The 16,668-nt window shown below is 59.9% G+C and carries 19 protein-coding genes; 7 read left to right on the top strand and 12 right to left on the bottom strand.

Features of this window, described 5'->3' with window-relative positions; all coding sequences use genetic code 11:
• Positions 1-224: 224 nt before the first annotated feature.
• The 3 genes from zapE to RTS12_RS07880 form a co-directional block, all read right to left on the bottom strand.
• Complete coding sequence (zapE, locus tag RTS12_RS07890; protein WP_312527170.1) at positions 225-1,325, bottom strand: cell division protein ZapE; 1,101 nt, start codon at positions 1,323-1,325, stop codon at positions 225-227.
• Positions 1,326-1,556: 231 nt separating this feature from the next.
• Complete coding sequence (locus tag RTS12_RS07885) at positions 1,557-2,870, bottom strand: MFS transporter (protein ID WP_312527169.1); 1,314 nt, start codon at positions 2,868-2,870, stop codon at positions 1,557-1,559.
• A 151-nt stretch (positions 2,871-3,021) separates the two neighbouring features.
• Entirely contained in the window at positions 3,022-4,224 is a 1,203-nt protein-coding gene (locus RTS12_RS07880; RefSeq protein WP_312527167.1) for a pyridoxal phosphate-dependent aminotransferase, read from the bottom strand.
• A 69-nt stretch (positions 4,225-4,293) separates the two neighbouring features.
• On the opposite strand from RTS12_RS07880, the gene RTS12_RS07875 reads away from it, so the two are divergent.
• The gene (locus RTS12_RS07875; protein ID WP_312527176.1) at positions 4,294-4,575 is read left to right on the top strand and encodes a succinate dehydrogenase assembly factor 2; all 282 of its coding nucleotides are present in this window, start codon (positions 4,294-4,296) and stop codon (positions 4,573-4,575) included.
• 81 nt (positions 4,576-4,656) lie between these two features.
• Positions 4,657-5,160, top strand: a complete 504-nt coding sequence (locus RTS12_RS07870; protein WP_312527165.1) for a winged helix DNA-binding protein — start codon at positions 4,657-4,659, stop codon at positions 5,158-5,160.
• Here the strand turns inward: RTS12_RS07870 and RTS12_RS07865 are convergent.
• From RTS12_RS07865 to RTS12_RS07845, 5 genes are all read right to left on the bottom strand, one after another.
• Entirely contained in the window at positions 5,154-5,861 is a 708-nt protein-coding gene (locus RTS12_RS07865; RefSeq protein WP_312527163.1) for a DUF1287 domain-containing protein, read from the bottom strand. The genes RTS12_RS07870 and RTS12_RS07865 overlap by 7 nt on opposite strands.
• A 19-nt stretch (positions 5,862-5,880) precedes the next feature.
• On the bottom strand, positions 5,881-6,309 hold the full coding sequence (locus RTS12_RS07860) for a VOC family protein (protein ID WP_312527162.1): 429 nt from the start codon (positions 6,307-6,309) through the stop codon (positions 5,881-5,883).
• Positions 6,310-6,387: 78 nt separating this feature from the next.
• On the bottom strand, positions 6,388-6,870 hold the full coding sequence (locus tag RTS12_RS07855; protein WP_312527160.1) for a dihydrofolate reductase: 483 nt from the start codon (positions 6,868-6,870) through the stop codon (positions 6,388-6,390).
• Entirely contained in the window at positions 6,867-7,700 is an 834-nt protein-coding gene (locus RTS12_RS07850) for a thymidylate synthase (RefSeq protein WP_312527174.1), read from the bottom strand. The genes RTS12_RS07855 and RTS12_RS07850 overlap by 4 nt, the downstream gene beginning before the upstream one ends.
• Positions 7,701-7,997: 297 nt before the next feature.
• A complete protein-coding gene (locus tag RTS12_RS07845) occupies positions 7,998-8,780 on the bottom strand; it encodes a 3-hydroxybutyrate dehydrogenase (protein WP_312527157.1) in 783 nt (260 codons plus the stop codon).
• Between the two features lie 256 nt (positions 8,781-9,036).
• Here RTS12_RS07845 and RTS12_RS07840 point away from each other — a divergent pair, with 256 nt between their 5' ends.
• The 3 genes from RTS12_RS07840 to RTS12_RS07830 are packed head-to-tail and all read left to right on the top strand — an operon-like array spanning position 9,037 to position 11,359.
• Positions 9,037-10,887, top strand: a complete 1,851-nt coding sequence (locus tag RTS12_RS07840) for an extracellular solute-binding protein (protein ID WP_312527155.1) — start codon at positions 9,037-9,039, stop codon at positions 10,885-10,887.
• Complete coding sequence (locus RTS12_RS07835; RefSeq protein ID WP_312527152.1) at positions 10,884-11,021, top strand: hypothetical protein; 138 nt, start codon at positions 10,884-10,886, stop codon at positions 11,019-11,021. Before RTS12_RS07840 ends, RTS12_RS07835 begins: the two co-directional genes overlap by 4 nt.
• Positions 11,021-11,359, top strand: a complete 339-nt coding sequence (locus tag RTS12_RS07830) for a hypothetical protein (protein WP_312527150.1) — start codon at positions 11,021-11,023, stop codon at positions 11,357-11,359. Before RTS12_RS07835 ends, RTS12_RS07830 begins: the two co-directional genes overlap by 1 nt.
• A gap of 300 nt (positions 11,360-11,659) precedes the next feature.
• On the opposite strand, the gene xth is transcribed toward RTS12_RS07830, so the two are convergent.
• Positions 11,660-12,445, bottom strand: a complete 786-nt coding sequence (gene xth, locus RTS12_RS07825) for an exodeoxyribonuclease III (RefSeq protein WP_312527147.1) — start codon at positions 12,443-12,445, stop codon at positions 11,660-11,662.
• Between the two features lie 36 nt (positions 12,446-12,481).
• Between xth and RTS12_RS07820 the strand changes: the two genes are divergently transcribed.
• Positions 12,482-12,850 (top strand): glyoxalase superfamily protein, encoded by a 369-nt coding sequence (locus tag RTS12_RS07820; protein ID WP_312527144.1) that lies wholly within the window; start codon positions 12,482-12,484, stop codon positions 12,848-12,850.
• On the opposite strand, the gene RTS12_RS07815 is transcribed toward RTS12_RS07820, so the two are convergent.
• Both RTS12_RS07815 and RTS12_RS07810 read right to left on the bottom strand, forming a co-directional pair.
• Positions 12,825-14,123 carry a hemolysin family protein gene (locus tag RTS12_RS07815; RefSeq protein ID WP_312527142.1) on the bottom strand — a complete coding sequence of 433 codons (1,299 nt, stop codon included), beginning with the start codon at positions 14,121-14,123 and terminating at the stop codon, positions 12,825-12,827. The two genes, RTS12_RS07820 and RTS12_RS07815, sit on opposite strands and share 26 nt — an antisense overlap.
• Positions 14,123-14,458, bottom strand: coding sequence for an iron-sulfur cluster assembly accessory protein (locus RTS12_RS07810; protein WP_312527140.1), 336 nt, complete (start codon positions 14,456-14,458; stop codon positions 14,123-14,125). The genes RTS12_RS07815 and RTS12_RS07810 overlap by 1 nt, the downstream gene beginning before the upstream one ends.
• A 68-nt stretch (positions 14,459-14,526) precedes the next feature.
• Between RTS12_RS07810 and RTS12_RS07805 the strand changes: the two genes are divergently transcribed.
• The gene (locus RTS12_RS07805) at positions 14,527-15,663 is read left to right on the top strand and encodes a deoxyguanosinetriphosphate triphosphohydrolase (protein ID WP_312527139.1); all 1,137 of its coding nucleotides are present in this window, start codon (positions 14,527-14,529) and stop codon (positions 15,661-15,663) included.
• 102 nt (positions 15,664-15,765) lie between these two features.
• Here the strand turns inward: RTS12_RS07805 and RTS12_RS07800 are convergent, their stop codons facing one another.
• The gene (locus RTS12_RS07800) at positions 15,766-16,656 is read right to left on the bottom strand and encodes a DMT family transporter (protein WP_312527137.1); all 891 of its coding nucleotides are present in this window, start codon (positions 16,654-16,656) and stop codon (positions 15,766-15,768) included.
• Positions 16,657-16,668 lie beyond the last annotated feature (12 nt).

Raw genomic sequence — 16,668 nt, 5'->3', positions numbered from 1 at the left:
CCAACATGGACGCCATCGGCCCCCACCACTTCCATATCGGGTCTTACCTGCGATTGAAAATTCATCGTCAGTATCCTTTCCCAAAGCCAGTGATCCACGGCATGTTCAGGAAACCAGCGGGCTGGGCGATTGTTCCGCGCCTCAGGCAAATGTGACTAATGGCCCCAGCCGCGCCTGTGGCGAACCGGGGCAGCCCGATCACTTGCCCCAGTCACTTACCCCAGTCACTTACCCCAGTTTTCGTCGCGCATTTCGTGCAGGCGGCTGGCGGTACGCTCAAACTCGAATGCGCCCTCGCCCTCGGCATACAGGTGGTCGGGGACATCGGCGGCGCTGGCAAACAGCTTGACCTTGGCTTCGTAAAGCGCGTCGATCAGCGTCACGAAACGCTTGGCCTCGTTGAAATTCGAGGCGCTCAACCTTGGGATCCCCTCGATCATGATCACATCCAAGGCCTCGGCAACCGCAAGGTAATCCGCCGGTCCCAGCGCACGTCCGCACAGATCCCAAAAGCCCACACGCCCAATGCGGCCGACATGTTTGGGGATCTCGACCTGCCGCCCCATGACCTCGATCAGCAAAGGCGTTGCGGGTTGGCCCTGCGTCAGATCAGCCCAGATCGCCTCCAGAGCCTGGTGGGCATCTTTATCGGCCGGTGCAAACCAAACCTGGCCACCTTCGTGGCGCCCCTGCCGGTGATCTTGGGTCGAGACCAGCTCGACCACATCCATACGATCGCGGATCATGGCAATGAACGGCAGGAAAAGCTGACGGTTCAGGCCGTTTTTATACAGATCCTCGGGCACGCGATTCGAGGTGGTGACAATGGTCACGCCGCGCTCGAACAGCACCTGAAACAGCCTGCCCACGATCATCGCATCAGCAATATCGGTGATCTGCATTTCATCGAAACACAAAAGCCGGACCTGATCTGCGATCTCATTGGCAACAGGGACCACCGCATCGGCCATGCCCTTTTGCCGCGCGCGGTTCAGGCCGGCTTGGACCTCTTGCATGAATTCGTGGAAATGGACCCGCCGCTTGGCCGACAAAGGGGCGCAATCCATGATCATATCCATGAGCATGGATTTACCGCGCCCGACACCGCCCCATAGATACAGCCCCCTTTGCGCGGCAACCACCGGCGGCGCGGCGCGCGTCAGGCGGGCCAGCCAGCCGCCTTTGGCGCTTGGCGCGGCTGGGGCGGACGCGGCAAGCCGGGCGACCAGCGCATCAAGAGCAGGAAGAACCGCGCGTTGCGCGGGATCAGGTTGCAGAGCGCCGGCGGCAACGCGGGCCTCATAGGCTTGGGTCACGCTTGTCATGCCTCCACCTGCCAAAGTGTGGCGCGACCTGCAAGGGGCGGCTTAGGGTTGCGCCAGCCTTTTCCTGCCCTGCCCTGCCCCGGCATAGAGGGGAAAGGCCAATGGAAAAGAGGCAAGGCCCGCTGGCCCCGCCCCTCTTTATTCTGCCTAAGCCCCGGCTCTTCAGCGCAAACCGGCTCGTCGGCCCAGCCTCGCCATTCAGCCCAGCCGGTTTGTGCTGACCAAATGGCCCTAGCCGATCGAGCGGTTGCGCGTCTCGACACCGATCAGCAAGGTCATGGCCGCGCCCAAGATCATCAGCGCAGCAAACAGGCCAATGGCCACGCCAAACCCCTGCGCGATCACCGAGCCCAGCAACGAGGGGGCAAGCAATCCCCCCACCCGTGCCACGGCCCCAGCCATGCCCATTCCCGAGCCGCGCAAGCCGGTCGGGTACAGCTCGGGCGTATAGGCATAAAGCGCGCCCCAGGTGCCCAGAAAGGCAAAGCTCATCAGCAAAAGCGATCCCGCAACCAAAACCGTGCTGCTGGCGATCGTGAACAGCAGACAACCCAGCGCCGACAGGATCAGGAACATCTGCAAGGTCGGACGCCGCCCCCAGGTCTCGACCCCATGCGCGGCCAGCGCATAGCCGGGGATCTGCGCCAGTGCCATCACCACCAAAAAGCCATAGCCGCGCACAAAGCCAAAGCCCGACCCCGCCAATTGCGGCGGCAACCAGACAAAGACCCCGTAGTAGGAAAGCGAGACCAGAAACCAAACCGCCAGGATGGCCAGCGTCCGCCGCCGCAGCACCGGGCCGAACAGGCCGCCCGGCGTGGTTTCTGTGGGTGTGGGGACGATCCGGACATTGGCGGGCAAGGGTTCGGCGCCGTTGACCTGCAACACGCGGTCAATGACCTCGCGCGCTTCGGCGTCGCGGCCCGTCTTGATCAGATACATCGGAGATTCCGGCACCCAAAGCCGCAGCCAGACCCCAATCAATGCGGGAACGGTGGAAACGGCGAAAATCCAGCGCCAGGCATCCGCCTCAAGGTAAACGCTGGTCAACCAGGCTGTGACGGCGACAATAATCGTGCCGATCGCCCAAAAGCCCTCTAGCCAGACCAACCAGCGCCCGCGGTTTTTGGGCGGCAGATATTCCGCCATCATGGCATAATCGACAGGCAGCGTGCCCCCCACGCCCATGCCGGTCAAAAAGCGCAGCACCAACAGCACGCCAAAGCTGGGCGCAAAGACCGATAGCACCCCAAAAAGCGCCTCGCAGGCGACGGTCAGCAACAAGACGTTGCGCCGTCCAACCCGGTCGGCGATCCGACCAAAAAGCGATGCGCCGACAAACATGCCCAGAAAAAACAGCGTACCGGTCTGAAGCGCCTGCGGCACGGTCAAATCAAAGCTGGCCGCGATCGAGGCGGCCGTAAAGCCAATGGCGATGACCTGCATCGCATCTGCGGTCCAGACCAGTCCGAAAATGCCCAAAAGCCTTCGCTGAAAGCGCCCCGCCCCCGCGCGCGCCAATGCGTCGTCGATCATTAGGTCCATCAAGCTTTCCTCCCGTTCGCGGCGACTGTGCGAGACTTGTAGGGTCCGCGATGATCTTGTCCAGAAAAGACTGGGCCATCTGGCCCTTTCGCAAGAAAAAAGCCGCCCCCGAAGGGACGGCTTCATGCGGCGCCAGGTGGCTGTGCCTGATCTAGCGCAGCCCCTCGCAAAAGCTTTTGATGCGGGCACAAGCATCCGCCAGCACCTCATCCGAGGTTGCGTAAGAGATGCGGAAATGCGGCGAAAGACCAAAGGCCGCGCCAAAGACCACCGCAACGCCAGTTTCGTTCAAAAGCGCGGTTGCGAAAGCCTCGTCATCCGAAATCACCGCCCCACCGGCCGAGGTCTTGCCAATCAGATCGCGGATCGAGGGATAGACATAAAACGCCCCCTCGGGTTTGGGGCAGATGATGCCGGGGCATTCGCTTAGTCCCGCAACGACCAGATCGCGGCGACGCTCAAAGACGGCGCGGCTTTGCGAAATGTAATCCTGCGGACCTTCCAGCGCCGCCAGCGCAGCATATTGGCTGATCGAGGAGGGGTTCGAGGTCGATTGCGATTGCAGCTTGCTCATGGCCTTGATCAGCACCTCGGGTGCCGCGCCATATCCAATGCGCCAGCCGGTCATGGCATAGGCTTTGGACACGCCATTCATCGTCAGCGTGCGCTCTTTCAGCTTGGGCTCGATCTGCGCGATGGTCGAGAATTTGAAATCGTCGAAAACCAGATGCTCGTAGATGTCATCGGCCAGAACCCAGACATTGGGGTGGCGCAGCAAAACATCGGCCAAGGCGCGCAGGTGATCCGCGCTATAGCCCGCCCCGGTCGGGTTCGAGGGCGAGTTCAGGATCACCCATTTCGTCTTGTCGGTAATCGCTGCCTCTAGCTGTTCGGGCGAGATGCGATAGCCGTGCTGCATCTCGGCCTCGATCGCGACAGGCGTGCCACCGGCAAGCAGCACCATATCAGGGTAACTTACCCAATAAGGCGCGGGAATGATGACCTCATCGCCCGGGTTGAGCGTCGCCATCAGCGCATTATAAAGGATCTGCTTGCCGCCGGTGCCGACGGTGATCTGCGCGGGGGTGTAATCCAGCCCATTCTCGCGCTTGAACTTGGCACAGATCGCCTTCTTGAGTTCGGGAATACCGTCGACAGCGGTATAGCGGGTATGGCCCGCATCGATCGCCGCCTTGGCGGCCTCGCGGATATGGGCGGGGGTGTCGAAATCCGGCTCTCCGGCCGAAAGGCTGATGATGTCACGACCTTCCGCGGCCAGTTCGCGGGCGCGGTTGGTGATGGCGATGGTCGGCGAGGGTTTGACGCGGGCGAGCGTCTGGGACAAAAAGCTCATCGGACATTCCTGCAACTGATGCGGCTTTCTTCTAGGCCGGTTGGGGGTGGCAGGCAACCGGGGTGAAAGATCGTGACTCAAGACGAAGCAAGACTGAAACGGCTGTCGATGCGCAGCTGGCGGCGCGGGACCAAGGAAATGGACCTGATCCTTGGCCCCTTCTCGGACAGCGAACTTGGCAAGCTGAACGACGCCGAACTTGAGCTATACGAGGGGCTTTTGAACGAAAATGACCAGGATCTTTATCCTTGGATCACCGCCAGATCGCGCGGCGAAGCCCCCGGCCCCACCGAATTTGTCGCGCTTTTGGATCGAATCGCAGCATTTTCACTAAATAGACTGCGCCGCTAAGCCGTATTTTCGCAGCAATTAACCGAAGATTGGGGAAATTATCGCAGATTGGTTCGTGAATGTTCTTTCACGGAAATGCAGATGTCCCGCAATATTGCTCAGGCCATGCGCCCTACTCTCGCCCACGACCGGGCTGGATCCTATATCGAAAGCCTTCAGATTCTGGAACGCCTGCACCGGCTGCTGCTTGATCTGGTCAAGGACGAATTCGAAAGGCTTGGTCGTGACGATCTGACCCCGGTTCAGGCATTGATCCTGTACAACCTCGGCACGGCAGAGGTATCGGCAGGCGAATTACGCTCGAGGGGGATCTATCAAGGTTCAAACGTGTCGTATAATTTGAAAAAGCTGGTGCAAATGGGCTTTGTCAGCCACGAGCGCAGCGAGGCAGATCGCCGTTCCGTCCGTGTGCGGCTGACGCCGCAGGGCGAATATATCCGCGACACGATCACCAACCTTTTCGCAAGCCATGCCGATGACCTAGAGGCGTCGGGCATCCTGGACAGCCCCGCGATCGAAGAGGTGAACCTGCAATGGCGCCGCATCGAACGCTTCTGGACCGAACGTATCCGCTATATTTACTGATCCAGCGCCCGCAGCCGTGCCAGGGCGGTCTCGTTCAGGCGAAAGTGCCCCGTTTGCGGATAGCGCATCAAGGCATCCTCTTCCCGGGTGCCGGCGCCGATGTTGTGAATGACCAAGGGATGCTCGCCAATACTGCGGTCGCTGACAATCATGATATGCGGCAGGTTGCCCGGCAGCACCGAAGTCACGATATCACCGGGAAGATATTGCGCATCCTGGGGCAGCTTGGCACCTATCCGCGTCAGAAATGTGATCAGATTGGGGACGCGGCGATGGTCGATATTGGCATCGGGACGCTTTAGGCCCCAGTTCGTTGGATAGCTGGCAAATGCAGCCTTCATATCGTGGTTCACGGCACGTTGCAGGTCGATTTGCGCGCCATCGCGCAAGGCGCGAATGACGACATCTGTGCAGACTCCGCGATCTCGGGGCACGTCACCACCGGGAAAGGCAAGGCTGGAATAGGCCGGGTCATAGCTGACCGTGACGCCAACCTGTCCCCGTGCGGCATTGATGGTCGAGCGCAGCCAGGGGCTGATCATTGCAGGCGCGGGCGGTTGATTGACCAAACCCAAATCCAGCGCAGGCTGGTCTTGCCCCCCGGGGCGCGCCATCGGCCTGACATCCTGAATGGCCCGCTCGGCTCCCGCAGCAAGGGGGCAAAGCAAGGCCAGAACTGCCAATCCTATAATGTGTCGCAATGACCCTCCTCCGAGATGATCACCAGTGCCCGGTATTGGCCATGCTGGCCCAGGGCTCTTGCGGCGGCAGGTGATCCCCCTCTTGCAGCAATTCGATCGAGATATTGTCGGGGCTGCGCACAAAAGCCATATGCCCGTCGCGCGGGGGGCGGTTGATGGTCACGCCCGCATCCATCAGCTTTTGGCAAAGCTCGTAAATATTCTCGACCCGGTAAGCGAGATGGCCAAAATGGCGGCTATCCGAGGGCAGCCCGTCATCGCCATCCCAGTTAAAGGTCAGCTCGACCGGGCAATCCGGCTGGCCGGGCGGTGCCATGAACACCAGCGAAAAGCGCCCCTTTTCATTGTCGATGCGGCGCGTCTCTTGCAGGCCCAGCAGGCTGTAAAATGCCATCGACTTTTCAAGATCCGCAACCCGGACCATCGTGTGCAAATAACGGATGTTCATCTTGCCCCCCTTGGCTTTGGCCAAAGACTGGCACAGCCCCTTGGTGGTTGGCAATGGCGGGGCCAACCGGCCCCTGCCTTAATTTTGACGCAGATATTCCGTCAAGACGCAGCCGGGATCTTGGGCACGCAACTCGACGCGACCGATCATGCGCCATTGCGCAGCAGGAAAGTCAGGGAAAAAAGCATCGGCCCCCTCGACGGCAAGATCGACCTCGGTGATCAGCAGCCGATCGGCGACAGGCAAAAGGCTGCGATAGATTTCGGCCCCCCCGATTCCATAGACGCGGCGATAGGCCGAAGCATAGGCGAAATCCACGGCTTCAAACGGGCTGGAAAAGACATGCTCGGTCAAGGTCCGGTCCCGCGAGATTACGCAATTCAAGCGCGACTTCAAAGGCTTGACCGGAAGGCTTTCCCAGGTCCTGCGCCCCATGATCAGCGCCCCGCCGGTCGTCTCGCGCTGAAACGAGGCCAAATCTTCGGGGGCAAACCACGGAATATCGTTATCGCGGCCGATCGCGCCATTGCGGTCACGCGCAACAATCAGGGTCAGTGTCATACCGCCACCGGCGCCTTGATCGCGGGATCGGGATCATAATCCAAAAATTCGAAATCCTCATATTTGAAATCAAAGATCGAGCTGACATCACGCGTCAGGCGCAGCCGCGGCAAGGGCTTGGGCTGGCGAGCAAGCTGGGTGTGCACCTGATCCAGGTGGTTGCTGTAAATATGGGCATCGCCGATGGAATGGATGAAATCGCCCGGCTCATAGCCCGTCACATGCGCCAGCATCACCTGCAACAGCGCATAAGAGGCGATATTGAAAGGAACGCCAAGAAACATATCCGCCGAGCGCTGATAAAGCTGAAGATGCAATTTACCGGCCAGAATCCGGACCTGCCACAGGGTATGGCAGGGCGGCAGTGCCATTTGCGGCACCTCGGCGGGGTTCCATGCCGAAACGATCAGGCGGCGGCTGTCGGGGCTTTGGCGGATCGCCTTGATCAGATCGTCGATCTGATCGACCTGATCGGCGAAATAAAGCGGGCGTCCATCCGTTTCTAGGTCGGTTTCGACCAGTTTGGGAAAATGGCGCCATTGATGGCCATAGACCGGGCCAAGATCGCCCTTCTCATCGGCCCATTCATCCCAGATCGACACACCGTTTTCTTTGAGATAGCCGATATTGGTGCTGCCCGACAAAAACCACAGCAGCTCGTGAATGATCGATTTCAGGTGCAACTTCTTGGTGGTGACCAGCGGAAAGCCATTCGCCAAGGGATAACGGCACTGCAATCCGAAATAGGAAATCGTACCCGTTCCGGTGCGGTCGCTTGACGGATGCCCCTGTTCCAGCACCGTGCGAAGTGCCTCGTGATATTGCTGCAATTGCTCACCCCGACTGTCTGAATTCGTCTTGCCTGCGCGACCGGTGGTACGCCACCGCGTTGATGTCATCGCATGATGGCCAGCCGGTGCGCCTGCCCTGCTTATCGCGTTTCTAGCAACTTCACCCGTCGCCTGAAACCCATCAGGTGAGGGGCCACGGCAAGCCATGTCTGCCTTGGTACCAAATCCGGCCACATGGTTGCGGACGCGGTCGAAAAGCCACCCCGCACAAAGCAGATGGCCGCCCCAAAAGGCGGCCATCTTGATCCGAAACCTATGGGCCTTTCGCCCGGCGCGCTACATTGCCGTCCAACCGCCATCGACCGAGATCGTCGTGCCCGTAATCTGATCGGCAGCCGAAGAGCATAAAAAGACCGCCGTGCCGCCGATCTGGCTGGTGGTGGCGAATTCTCCGGTGGGTTGGCGCTGAAGCATGACCTTGGCGACGACATCTTCGCGGCTCATGTTGTGGGTCTTCATCTGATCGGGGATCTGCTTTTCGACGATGGGGGTCAAAACATAGCCCGGACAGATGGCATTAGCGGTAATGTGATCGCGCGCACATTCCAGCGCCGTCGTCTTGGTAAAGCCGACGATGCCGTGCTTGGCGGCCACATAGGCAGATTTGAACTCTGACGCGCGCAGACCATGGGCGGACGCGATATTGATCACGCGCCCCCAGCCCGACTTGCGCATCATCGGCAATGCGACGGCCGTGGTATGAAAGGCCGAAGACAGGTTGATCGCAATGATCGCATCCCATTTATCGACCGGGAATGTGTCGATCGGCGCGACATATTGAATGCCCGCATTATTAACCAAGATGTCGCAGACCCCGGCCTTTTCGATCAGGGCGCGGCATTCGGCCCCCTTGGACATATCCGCCTGAATATAGCGGACATTGACGCCGTAATCGCTGGCAATACTTGCGGCCAGCGCGTGATCTTCGGCGGTGTCGGTAAAGCTGTTGATCACCAGATCGGCGCCTGCGCGGGCCAGCTCATGCGCAATGCCAAGGCCAATCCCAGAGTTGGAACCAGTCACGACCGCCGTTTTGCCCTTAAGGAATTTCTCGAACATCGCAAAGCCTCGCATCACGTTTGCACATGCAGCATAACCGCATTCCCAAGAGCGAAGTTCCAGATAAAAAAACGCCCGCACAAGGCGGGCGCTAAGTCATGAGGCAGGTTTCATACAGGCAAGAAACCTATCGAGCAGTGCCTTATCTATAAGCTTTTTCCCTTATGAGTCCAAGGAGGAAGTTTGCTACTGGGTTAAGCCGGGGTTAATCTGCCCTCTCAATCGAGCGAATTAAGAAAAACCGGACAGGACTCGGATGCGATTCTTTAAAATTTCTAACGAATCCGCGATTCTGCGCATTCTGGTGACAATTATCGGTGTTGCAGGGATGCCTCTGACAAGCCTTGCCGAACCATCCCATGCCATTGCAATCTTTGGAGAACCGGCCCTGAAGCCAGGGTTCGAATCCCTTCCCTATTCCCGGGCGGATGCCCCCAAAGGCGGCACGATTCGCTTTGCCGAGCCGGGTAGTTTCGACTCACTCAAGCCCTGGGTGCTAAAAGGCAACCCCGTCTGGGCGGTCGGGGTGCATGTCGCAGAAAGCCTGATGTATCGCTCGATCGATGAGCCTTTTACCCTTTATGGGTTGCTGGCCGAAAGCGTCGAGGCCGCGCCCGATGGGTCATGGGTCGAATTTACTTTGCGCCCCGAAGCGCGCTTTTCGGATGGCTCACCCGTCACGCTGGATGATGTGATCTGGTCTTATGAAACCCTGGGCACACAGGGACATCCGCGCTACCGCGCTGTCTGGTCGCGCGTGGCCAAGACCGAGGCCACAGGCCCCCGCACCGTGCGCTTTACCTTTACCGAGACGGACCGCGAGCTGCCCTTGCTGATGGGGCTACGCCCGATCCTGAAAAAAGCGCAATGGGAGGGCAAAGACTTTAGCCAGTCGGGCCTTGAGGTTCCCATCGGCTCGGGCCCCTATGTCATCGATCAGGTCGATCCCGGTCGCAGCATCACCTTTCGCCGCAATCCCGATTACTGGGGCAAGGATTTGCCGGTCAATCGCGGGCTGAACAATATGGACCGGCTGCGCTATGATTACTTCACCGATGCCAATACCATGTTCGAAGCCTTCAAGGCCGGCGAGGTCGATGTCTGGCGCGAGCTGGTAGCCGCCAAATGGGAGCGCGATTTCGACTTTCCTGCCCTGCGCGAGGGGCGCGTGGTCAAAGACGAAATCCCGCACCATCGGCCGTCGGGCATCATGGGATTGGTGATGAATACGCGCAATCCGCTGTTTCAGGACTGGCGCGTCAGGCAGGCCATGATCGAGGCCTTCAACTTTCGCTTCATCAACCAGACCCTGACCGGCGGAAAAGATCCACGGGTCAGCAGCTATTTCTCGAATTCGGATCTGGGGATGGATCATGGGCCCGCCCGCGGCCGCGAGGCCGAAATCCTTGCCCCCTTTGCCGCCGATCTGCCGCCCGGCACCATCGAGGGCTATACCCTGCCCGAGGGCGGCGTTCGCGCGCTGAACCGCGACGGCATCCGGCGCGCTTTGGCGCTGCTAGAAGAGGCGGGCTGGCGGGTTCATGAGGATGGCGTCCTGCGCAATGATCAGGGTGCGCCCTTTCGCTTCGAGATCTTGCTTAATCAGGCAGGCTCGGCGATGCGCACCAGTTCTGAAACACGTCAGATCGTCGATATCTATGCCGAATCTTTGCGCAATCTGGGGATCAGCCCCAGCGTCACCTTGCTTGATTCGGCCCAATTCATCGAGCGGACCAACAATTATCAATTCGATATGACCTGGTATGAACGCGCGCTTTCGCTGTCTCCGGGCAATGAACAGCGGCTTTACTGGGGTCACGATGGCGTGACTCAGCCGGGGACGAAAAACTGGATGGGGATGGATTCCCCCGCCGCCGAAGCCGCCATCAATGCCATGCTGAGCGCAGATTCACCCGAGAATTACCGCGCTGCGGTGCGGGCACTGGACCGTGTTCTGACGGCCGGGCGCTATGTTGTCCCGGTCAGCTATGCGCAGATTTCGCGCTTGGCCCATAGCGCTGACCTGCATTATCCTAAACGCATACCGCTTTATGGCGATTGGCCGGGGTTCCTGCCCGAACTCTGGTGGCAAGAGGAGAAGGAATGAAGAGAGTGTTCACCGCCGCAGTTCTGGCGACCCTCACACTGTCTGGATGCAATACGATTGCAGGCGTTGGCGAGGATATCACTGGCGCATCGCGCATGGTCCAGACCAATGTCGGCAGCGGAGGAGGCTATTGATGAAATGGCAGCAAGTTCAGGATAATTGGAGCGCTTTTTACGAGGCAATCGCCGAGAAATGGCCCGATGTCGATGAAACCGAGCTAGATGAAATCGACGGGGATCAGCGCGCTTTTATCACCTATATCGCCGAAGTCACCGAACAGGACCCGCGCGAGGCGCGCGAGGAGATCCGCGAATGGCTGTCGGGCGAGATCCCCTCGGACATCGTCATGGACCCCAGCCATGACAATCGCTCGATGGCGCTGTCGTCGAAATTCGTCCCCGAAGGCGAGGATGAATATGATGATGATGCGCGTTTTGGCGATGACGACGAGGATCCGGACGACGAGGACTGAGGCTCGGCCCTAGGTTCTGGCGCCAGGTTCTGGCCGTGAGCTGACGAAAGCTTATCTGCGTGGCGGAAGCCGCGAGGGGCAAGCCTATCCGATGCGCGGCCCTGTGCCATTTAAGGGCGCGAAGATCAGGCTTTGTGCCAAAGAAGCGCTTTTGCCTGGCTCAGGTGTCTTTGATGGAACGGCACTTGGGGCTGGGGGCTGACCGCCCCCATCAACCCCATGGGGTTGATCCCCCCGTGGATATTTAAAGTGGATATTTAAACATGAGAGACAGCACCTAGAGCCGGTGCTTGCACATCTTCAGGCTGCGAGTTCGACCCATACGGGGACATGATCGCTTGGCTTTTCCGCCGCGCGCTGATCGCGGTCCACGCCGGCATCCTGCATCAGATCAGCCGCTTGCGGGCTAAGAAACAGGTGATCGATGCGAATGCCATTGTTCTTTTCCCAAGCGCCTGCCTGATAGTCCCAGAAGGTGAAGGGCCCTTTGGCAAGGTCAAGGTTGCGGATCCGAAGGGCGTCGGTCCAGCCTTGATATTCAATGCGGCGCAAGCTGGCGCGGCTTTGGGGTAGGTAAAGCGCGTCGGTCAGCCATTTTTCCGGGAAGGCAACATCGGCAGGCTGTGGGATGACATTGTAATCCCCCAGCATCACCACCGGCATCTCGGTTTTGAGAAGCGCCTGAGCGTGTCGGTTCAGACGCTCCATCCAGGCAAGCTTGTAATCATATTTCGGCCCCGGTGCGGGATTGCCATTGGGCAGATACATCCCGGCAATGCGCACCGAGCGGCTGCCCGTGACTGTGGCCTCGATCCAGCGCGACTGAAGGTCGTCTTCATCGCCGGGAAGGCCGCGGGTGACGTCCTCGAGCGGCAGTTTTGACAAGATTGCAACGCCGTTGAAGCCCTTTTGGCCAAAGGTTTCAACGTTCCAGCCAAGATCCTCGAGCATTTCGCGCGGGAAGGTCTCATCCTGGGTTTTGATTTCCTGCAAGACAACGACATCTGGCGCAGAGGCTGCAAGCCAATCGGTCAATTGCTGGATACGGGCGCGCACGCCATTGATATTGAAACTCGCGATCTTCATGATGGCACCATATCCCGGAACCGGGGAGAGAGGCAAATGAAGTTCACAGAAACCGCTCCGGTTCTGCGCATCTTTGATGCGGGCAAGGCCTATGGATTTTATTGTGGTTTTCTGGGGATGAGCTGGGATTGGGAGCATCGCTTTCATGAACATGCGCCGCTTTATGTGCAGGTCAGCCGGGCGGGATTGGTCCTGCACCTAAGCGAGCATCACGGCGATGCCACACCCGGCTCAACGGTTTTCGTGCGTATGCTGGGCCTAAGCGATTTTCACGCCGAGATCATCGCCCGCGACTATCCGTTCAACCGGCCCGGCATCGAGACGATGCCCTGGGGCCGGATGATGACGGTGATCGATCCCTTCATGAACACGTTGCGCTTTAACGAGGATCCTGCACCGGATTAAGCGGGCCGTGCGGGGCTGTCACGATCAGCCTGTCGATGCGCATGGCGTCCATATCGGCGACCTCGAAATGCCAACCCGCGAATTCGAATGTGTCACCCGTGCGCGGGATCTGTCCAAGAATATTCAGAACCAGCCCTGCAACGGTCGAATAATCCCCCTCGGGCAGGGGCTGAGGAAAGCCAGTTTCGCTGGCAAATTCATCGGCACTTTCCGAGCCCGCCACCAGCCAACTGCCGTCGCTGCGCCGCACGATATCAGGCTCGTCGCCATCACCATCGTCGAAATCGCCCGCGATCGCCTCGAGCAGGTCCATCGTGGTGATCACACCCTGAAAATGGCCCAGCTCATCATAGACAAACACCATCCGCTCGGGGGTTTTGCGCATGATTTCGACCACCGACATCGCCTTGGCACTGTCGAGCACCATGGGCGCGTCACGCAAAAGGCCAAGAAGATCAGGCGCGTCGTTGCCGATCAGATCACGGATCGCGACGACACCGATGATATTATCCTCGGAACCGTCACAGACCGGCATGCGCGAGGCACGCGCATTGCGGGCCTTTTCTAAGATCACCTCGGGGCTGTCTTGCACATCGACGGTTTCGACATCGCGGCGCGGTGTCATCATGGCGCGGGCGGTACGATCGGCGACGCGCATCACCCCCGCGATCATGCCACGCTCATCAGGCAGCAGCACGCCCACGCGCGTGGCCTCGGCGATGGTCATGCGCACGTCTTCATCGGTGATGTCGTCGTCATCCTTCGCCTCGACCCCGATCAGCCGCAAAATAAGCTTGGTCGAGCCATTGAGCAGCCACACCAGCGGCGTGGCGATCTTGGCGATAATGCGCATCGCCGGGGCGACCCTTGCGGCGATTTCCTCGGGGCGGGCCATCGCGATCTGCTTGGGGACCAATTCGCCAACCACCAACGAAAGATAGGTGATTGCTGCAACCACAAGGCCCACGCCCAAGGGGCTGGCCAAGCTCAGGGGAACCCCCGCCCGGGCCAGCGCATCCGATGCACGCAAGCCCAGTGTAGCGCCAGAAACCGCGCCATTCAGAATGCCCACAAGCGTGATGCCAACCTGAACCGCAGACAGGAAACGGCCCGGCTCTTCGCGCAATTGCTGGGCGATCCGCGCACCCCGGCTGCCTTTTTCGACCATCGAGGCCAATCGCACAGGGCGCGACGAGACCACGGCAAGTTCGGCCATAGCCAAAAGGCCATTCACCACTGTCAGAACAAGGATGACGCCTATTTCAATCCACATCAGATCGAGAACGACGTCCCACAGCCGCAAGACGAGGTCGCATTGGGGTTCTCGATGGTAAAGCGCGCACCGATCAACTCATCTGCGAAATCGATCACTGCGCCAGTCAGAAAGGGCAGCGAGACCGGGTCGATCACGACCGATTGGCCTTGCTGCTGCAAGACCAGATCATCATCGGCCAGGTCATCCAGGCGGATGTCATATTGAAAGCCCGAGCATCCCCCACCCAAAACGGCGACGCGCAAAGGGCGCACCGGTCCGGTTTCGTTGATCTCGGCCAGCCGGGTAAAAGCCCGGTCTGTCACTTTTGGGGGCAAGTTGAGTGCCACGTTCATGAGGCGTTCCCATTTCCGTCTAGGAGACTCGAATATAGGCTTTGCAGTGAACAGCTGCAAGGAATGCCATGTCCGCAATCTATGCCTGCCAGCCCGATGACAGCCGCGGCCGCCGCTGGCCCGAGACGATTTCGACCTTTCGCAGCCCATGGCAGCGTGATCGCGACCGCATCATCCACTCCAGCGCGTTCCGTCGCCTCAAGCATAAAACCCAGGTGTTCGTGGAACATGAGGGCGATTATTACCGCACCCGGCTGACCCATACGATCGAGGTGGCACAGGTCGCGCGCACCATCGCGGGGGCGCTGCGCCTGAACCAAGACCTGGCCGAGACGGTGGCGTTGGCCCATGATCTGGGTCACCCGCCCTTTGGCCATACCGGCGAAGATGCGCTGGCCGCGTTGATGGCGCCCTATGGCGGCTTTGACCATAATGCGCAGGCCTTGCGTATCGTGACCAAGCTTGAGCGCCATTACGCCGATTTCGACGGGCTGAACCTGACGTGGGAAAGCCTTGAAGGGATCGCCAAGCATAATGGCCCCATCACCGGCCCCCTGCCCTATGCCTTGGCCGATGTGAATGCCGAATGGGATCTAGAGCTGCACACCAATGCCAGCGCCGAGGCGCAGGTGGCGGCTGTGGCTGATGATGTCGCCTATAACCATCACGATCTGCATGACGGGCTACGTGCGGGGCTCTTCACCGAGGATGATCTGGCCGAGCTGCCCGTGATTGGCGAGGCCTTTGCCCAGGTCGATGCCAGACATCCCGGCCTTGAGCCCATGCGCCGCCGCCACGAGGCGCTGCGCCGGGTTTTTGGCGTCATGGTCGAAGATGTGATCGCCGTGGCGCAAAACCGCCTTAGCAGCCTGCAACCGCAGTCCGCACAGGATATCCGCGATATGGAGGGGCCGATCATCCGCTTTTCCAAGCCGCTGTATCAAAACCTCAAGGCGCTCAAAAGTTTTCTGTTCAAACGCATGTACCGCGCCCCTTCGGTCGTGGTCGAGCGCCAGCGCGTCACCGAAATGTTGAACGGTCTGTTTCCGCTTTATCTGGAGGATCCGGGCAAGCTGCCACAGGATTGGCGCATCTTTGCCGATGCGGCGGCGGATCAGACCGAGCTGGCGCGGGTCGTGCTGGATTATGTCGCAGGCATGACCGACCGCTTTGCCATCCAAGAGGCCGAACGGCTGCTTGGCTAGGCCGCGCGGCGCAGTTACGGCTTGGGCAGTCTGCGATGCCCAAGCCCCTGCAGCCTCTTGGCGGGGACAGCCCTGGCGTGGATCTGGACTAAATAGCGGCGATTAAAGAAAAATCAGCCCCATGCCAGCCACGGCCAGCAATGCCCCTGCCCAAGCGATCAACGAGGGGCGCTGGCCAGTCACCACCCATAGAACCGGCAAAATCAAGACGGGTGACAGCGCCGATAGCGTCGAGACGATCCCGACATATCCGCCCTGCAGGGCAAACATCAGCATGGTCATCCCGATAACCATGGCGATCAGCCCCGACAGCGCGCTAAGGCCCAAAATGCGCGGTGTCACCGGTCCGCGCTGGCGGATGGCGGAAATCGGCAGCGTCATCAGCGCAGTGATGCAGACCACCGCCACCCCCACCCGGATCAGCGAGGCCACATAGGGATCAAACCCCGACGCCATGACCGGGCGGGCAATCAACGAGCCGACCGCTTGGCCGCTGGCCGCGATCAGGCCAAAGCCAACGGCCAACCAGATCGGACCATGCACGGCCTCGAAACGATGCCCGCCCGAGCGGCCAGTGCGGCCCAACACGGCCATTGCCACTCCGCAAGTGGTCAAAAACACGCCCAATACGGCCCGAAAGCTAAGATCCTCGCCCAGAACTGCCCAACCCAGTATGGCTGCGATCGGCGCATTCAGCGCGAAAAGCGCGCCCGACCGACGCGGTCCAAGCCGTACCAGCGCCACGTAAAGCATGGTATCGCCGATGAAGATGCCGATGACCCCCGACAGGGCCAGTCGCAGAAAATCCTCGCTGCTGACCCCGTGCCAGCGCCCGGTCGCGATCACGATCACCGCCAGCATCGCCGTGACCATGGCCTCGCGTAGACGGTTGAAACCAAATGGCCCCAGGGCATCGGCAGCGTCTTTGGATAGCATGCCCGTCACCGCCCAGCACAGGGCAGCCCCAAGGGCAGCAAGTTCGTAAATCGGCATCTGACAGCACCT

The sequence above is a fragment of the Paracoccus sp. (in: a-proteobacteria) genome (assembly GCF_032007265.1).
Classification (GTDB): domain Bacteria; phylum Pseudomonadota; class Alphaproteobacteria; order Rhodobacterales; family Rhodobacteraceae; genus Paracoccus.
The sequence above is the reverse complement of the archived record's forward strand: the minus strand, read 5'-3'. Positions and strand labels throughout refer to the sequence as shown.

What these genes read in the sequence shown, in the direction of transcription:
- RTS12_RS07835 (WP_312527152.1), top strand. Translation starts at nt 10,884, where the DNA reads ATGAAGAGAGTGTTCACCGCCGCAGTTCTGGCGACCCTCACACTGTCT.
- RTS12_RS07885 (WP_312527169.1), bottom strand. Translation starts at nt 2,870, where the DNA reads ATGGACCTAATGATCGACGACGCATTGGCGCGCGCGGGGGCGGGGCGC.
- RTS12_RS07880 (WP_312527167.1), bottom strand. Translation starts at nt 4,224, where the DNA reads ATGAGCTTTTTGTCCCAGACGCTCGCCCGCGTCAAACCCTCGCCGACC.
- RTS12_RS07815 (WP_312527142.1), bottom strand. Translation starts at nt 14,123, where the DNA reads ATGTGGATTGAAATAGGCGTCATCCTTGTTCTGACAGTGGTGAATGGC.
- RTS12_RS07860 (WP_312527162.1), bottom strand. Translation starts at nt 6,309, where the DNA reads ATGAACATCCGTTATTTGCACACGATGGTCCGGGTTGCGGATCTTGAA.
- RTS12_RS07845 (WP_312527157.1), bottom strand. Translation starts at nt 8,780, where the DNA reads ATGTTCGAGAAATTCCTTAAGGGCAAAACGGCGGTCGTGACTGGTTCC.
- RTS12_RS07820 (WP_312527144.1), top strand. Translation starts at nt 12,482, where the DNA reads ATGAAGTTCACAGAAACCGCTCCGGTTCTGCGCATCTTTGATGCGGGC.
- RTS12_RS07805 (WP_312527139.1), top strand. Translation starts at nt 14,527, where the DNA reads ATGTCCGCAATCTATGCCTGCCAGCCCGATGACAGCCGCGGCCGCCGC.
- xth (WP_312527147.1), bottom strand. Translation starts at nt 12,445, where the DNA reads ATGAAGATCGCGAGTTTCAATATCAATGGCGTGCGCGCCCGTATCCAG.
- RTS12_RS07830 (WP_312527150.1), top strand. Translation starts at nt 11,021, where the DNA reads ATGAAATGGCAGCAAGTTCAGGATAATTGGAGCGCTTTTTACGAGGCA.
- RTS12_RS07870 (WP_312527165.1), top strand. Translation starts at nt 4,657, where the DNA reads ATGTCCCGCAATATTGCTCAGGCCATGCGCCCTACTCTCGCCCACGAC.
- RTS12_RS07855 (WP_312527160.1), bottom strand. Translation starts at nt 6,870, where the DNA reads ATGACACTGACCCTGATTGTTGCGCGTGACCGCAATGGCGCGATCGGC.
- RTS12_RS07800 (WP_312527137.1), bottom strand. Translation starts at nt 16,656, where the DNA reads ATGCCGATTTACGAACTTGCTGCCCTTGGGGCTGCCCTGTGCTGGGCG.
- zapE (WP_312527170.1), bottom strand. Translation starts at nt 1,325, where the DNA reads ATGACAAGCGTGACCCAAGCCTATGAGGCCCGCGTTGCCGCCGGCGCT.
- RTS12_RS07840 (WP_312527155.1), top strand. Translation starts at nt 9,037, where the DNA reads ATGCGATTCTTTAAAATTTCTAACGAATCCGCGATTCTGCGCATTCTG.
- RTS12_RS07810 (WP_312527140.1), bottom strand. Translation starts at nt 14,458, where the DNA reads ATGAACGTGGCACTCAACTTGCCCCCAAAAGTGACAGACCGGGCTTTT.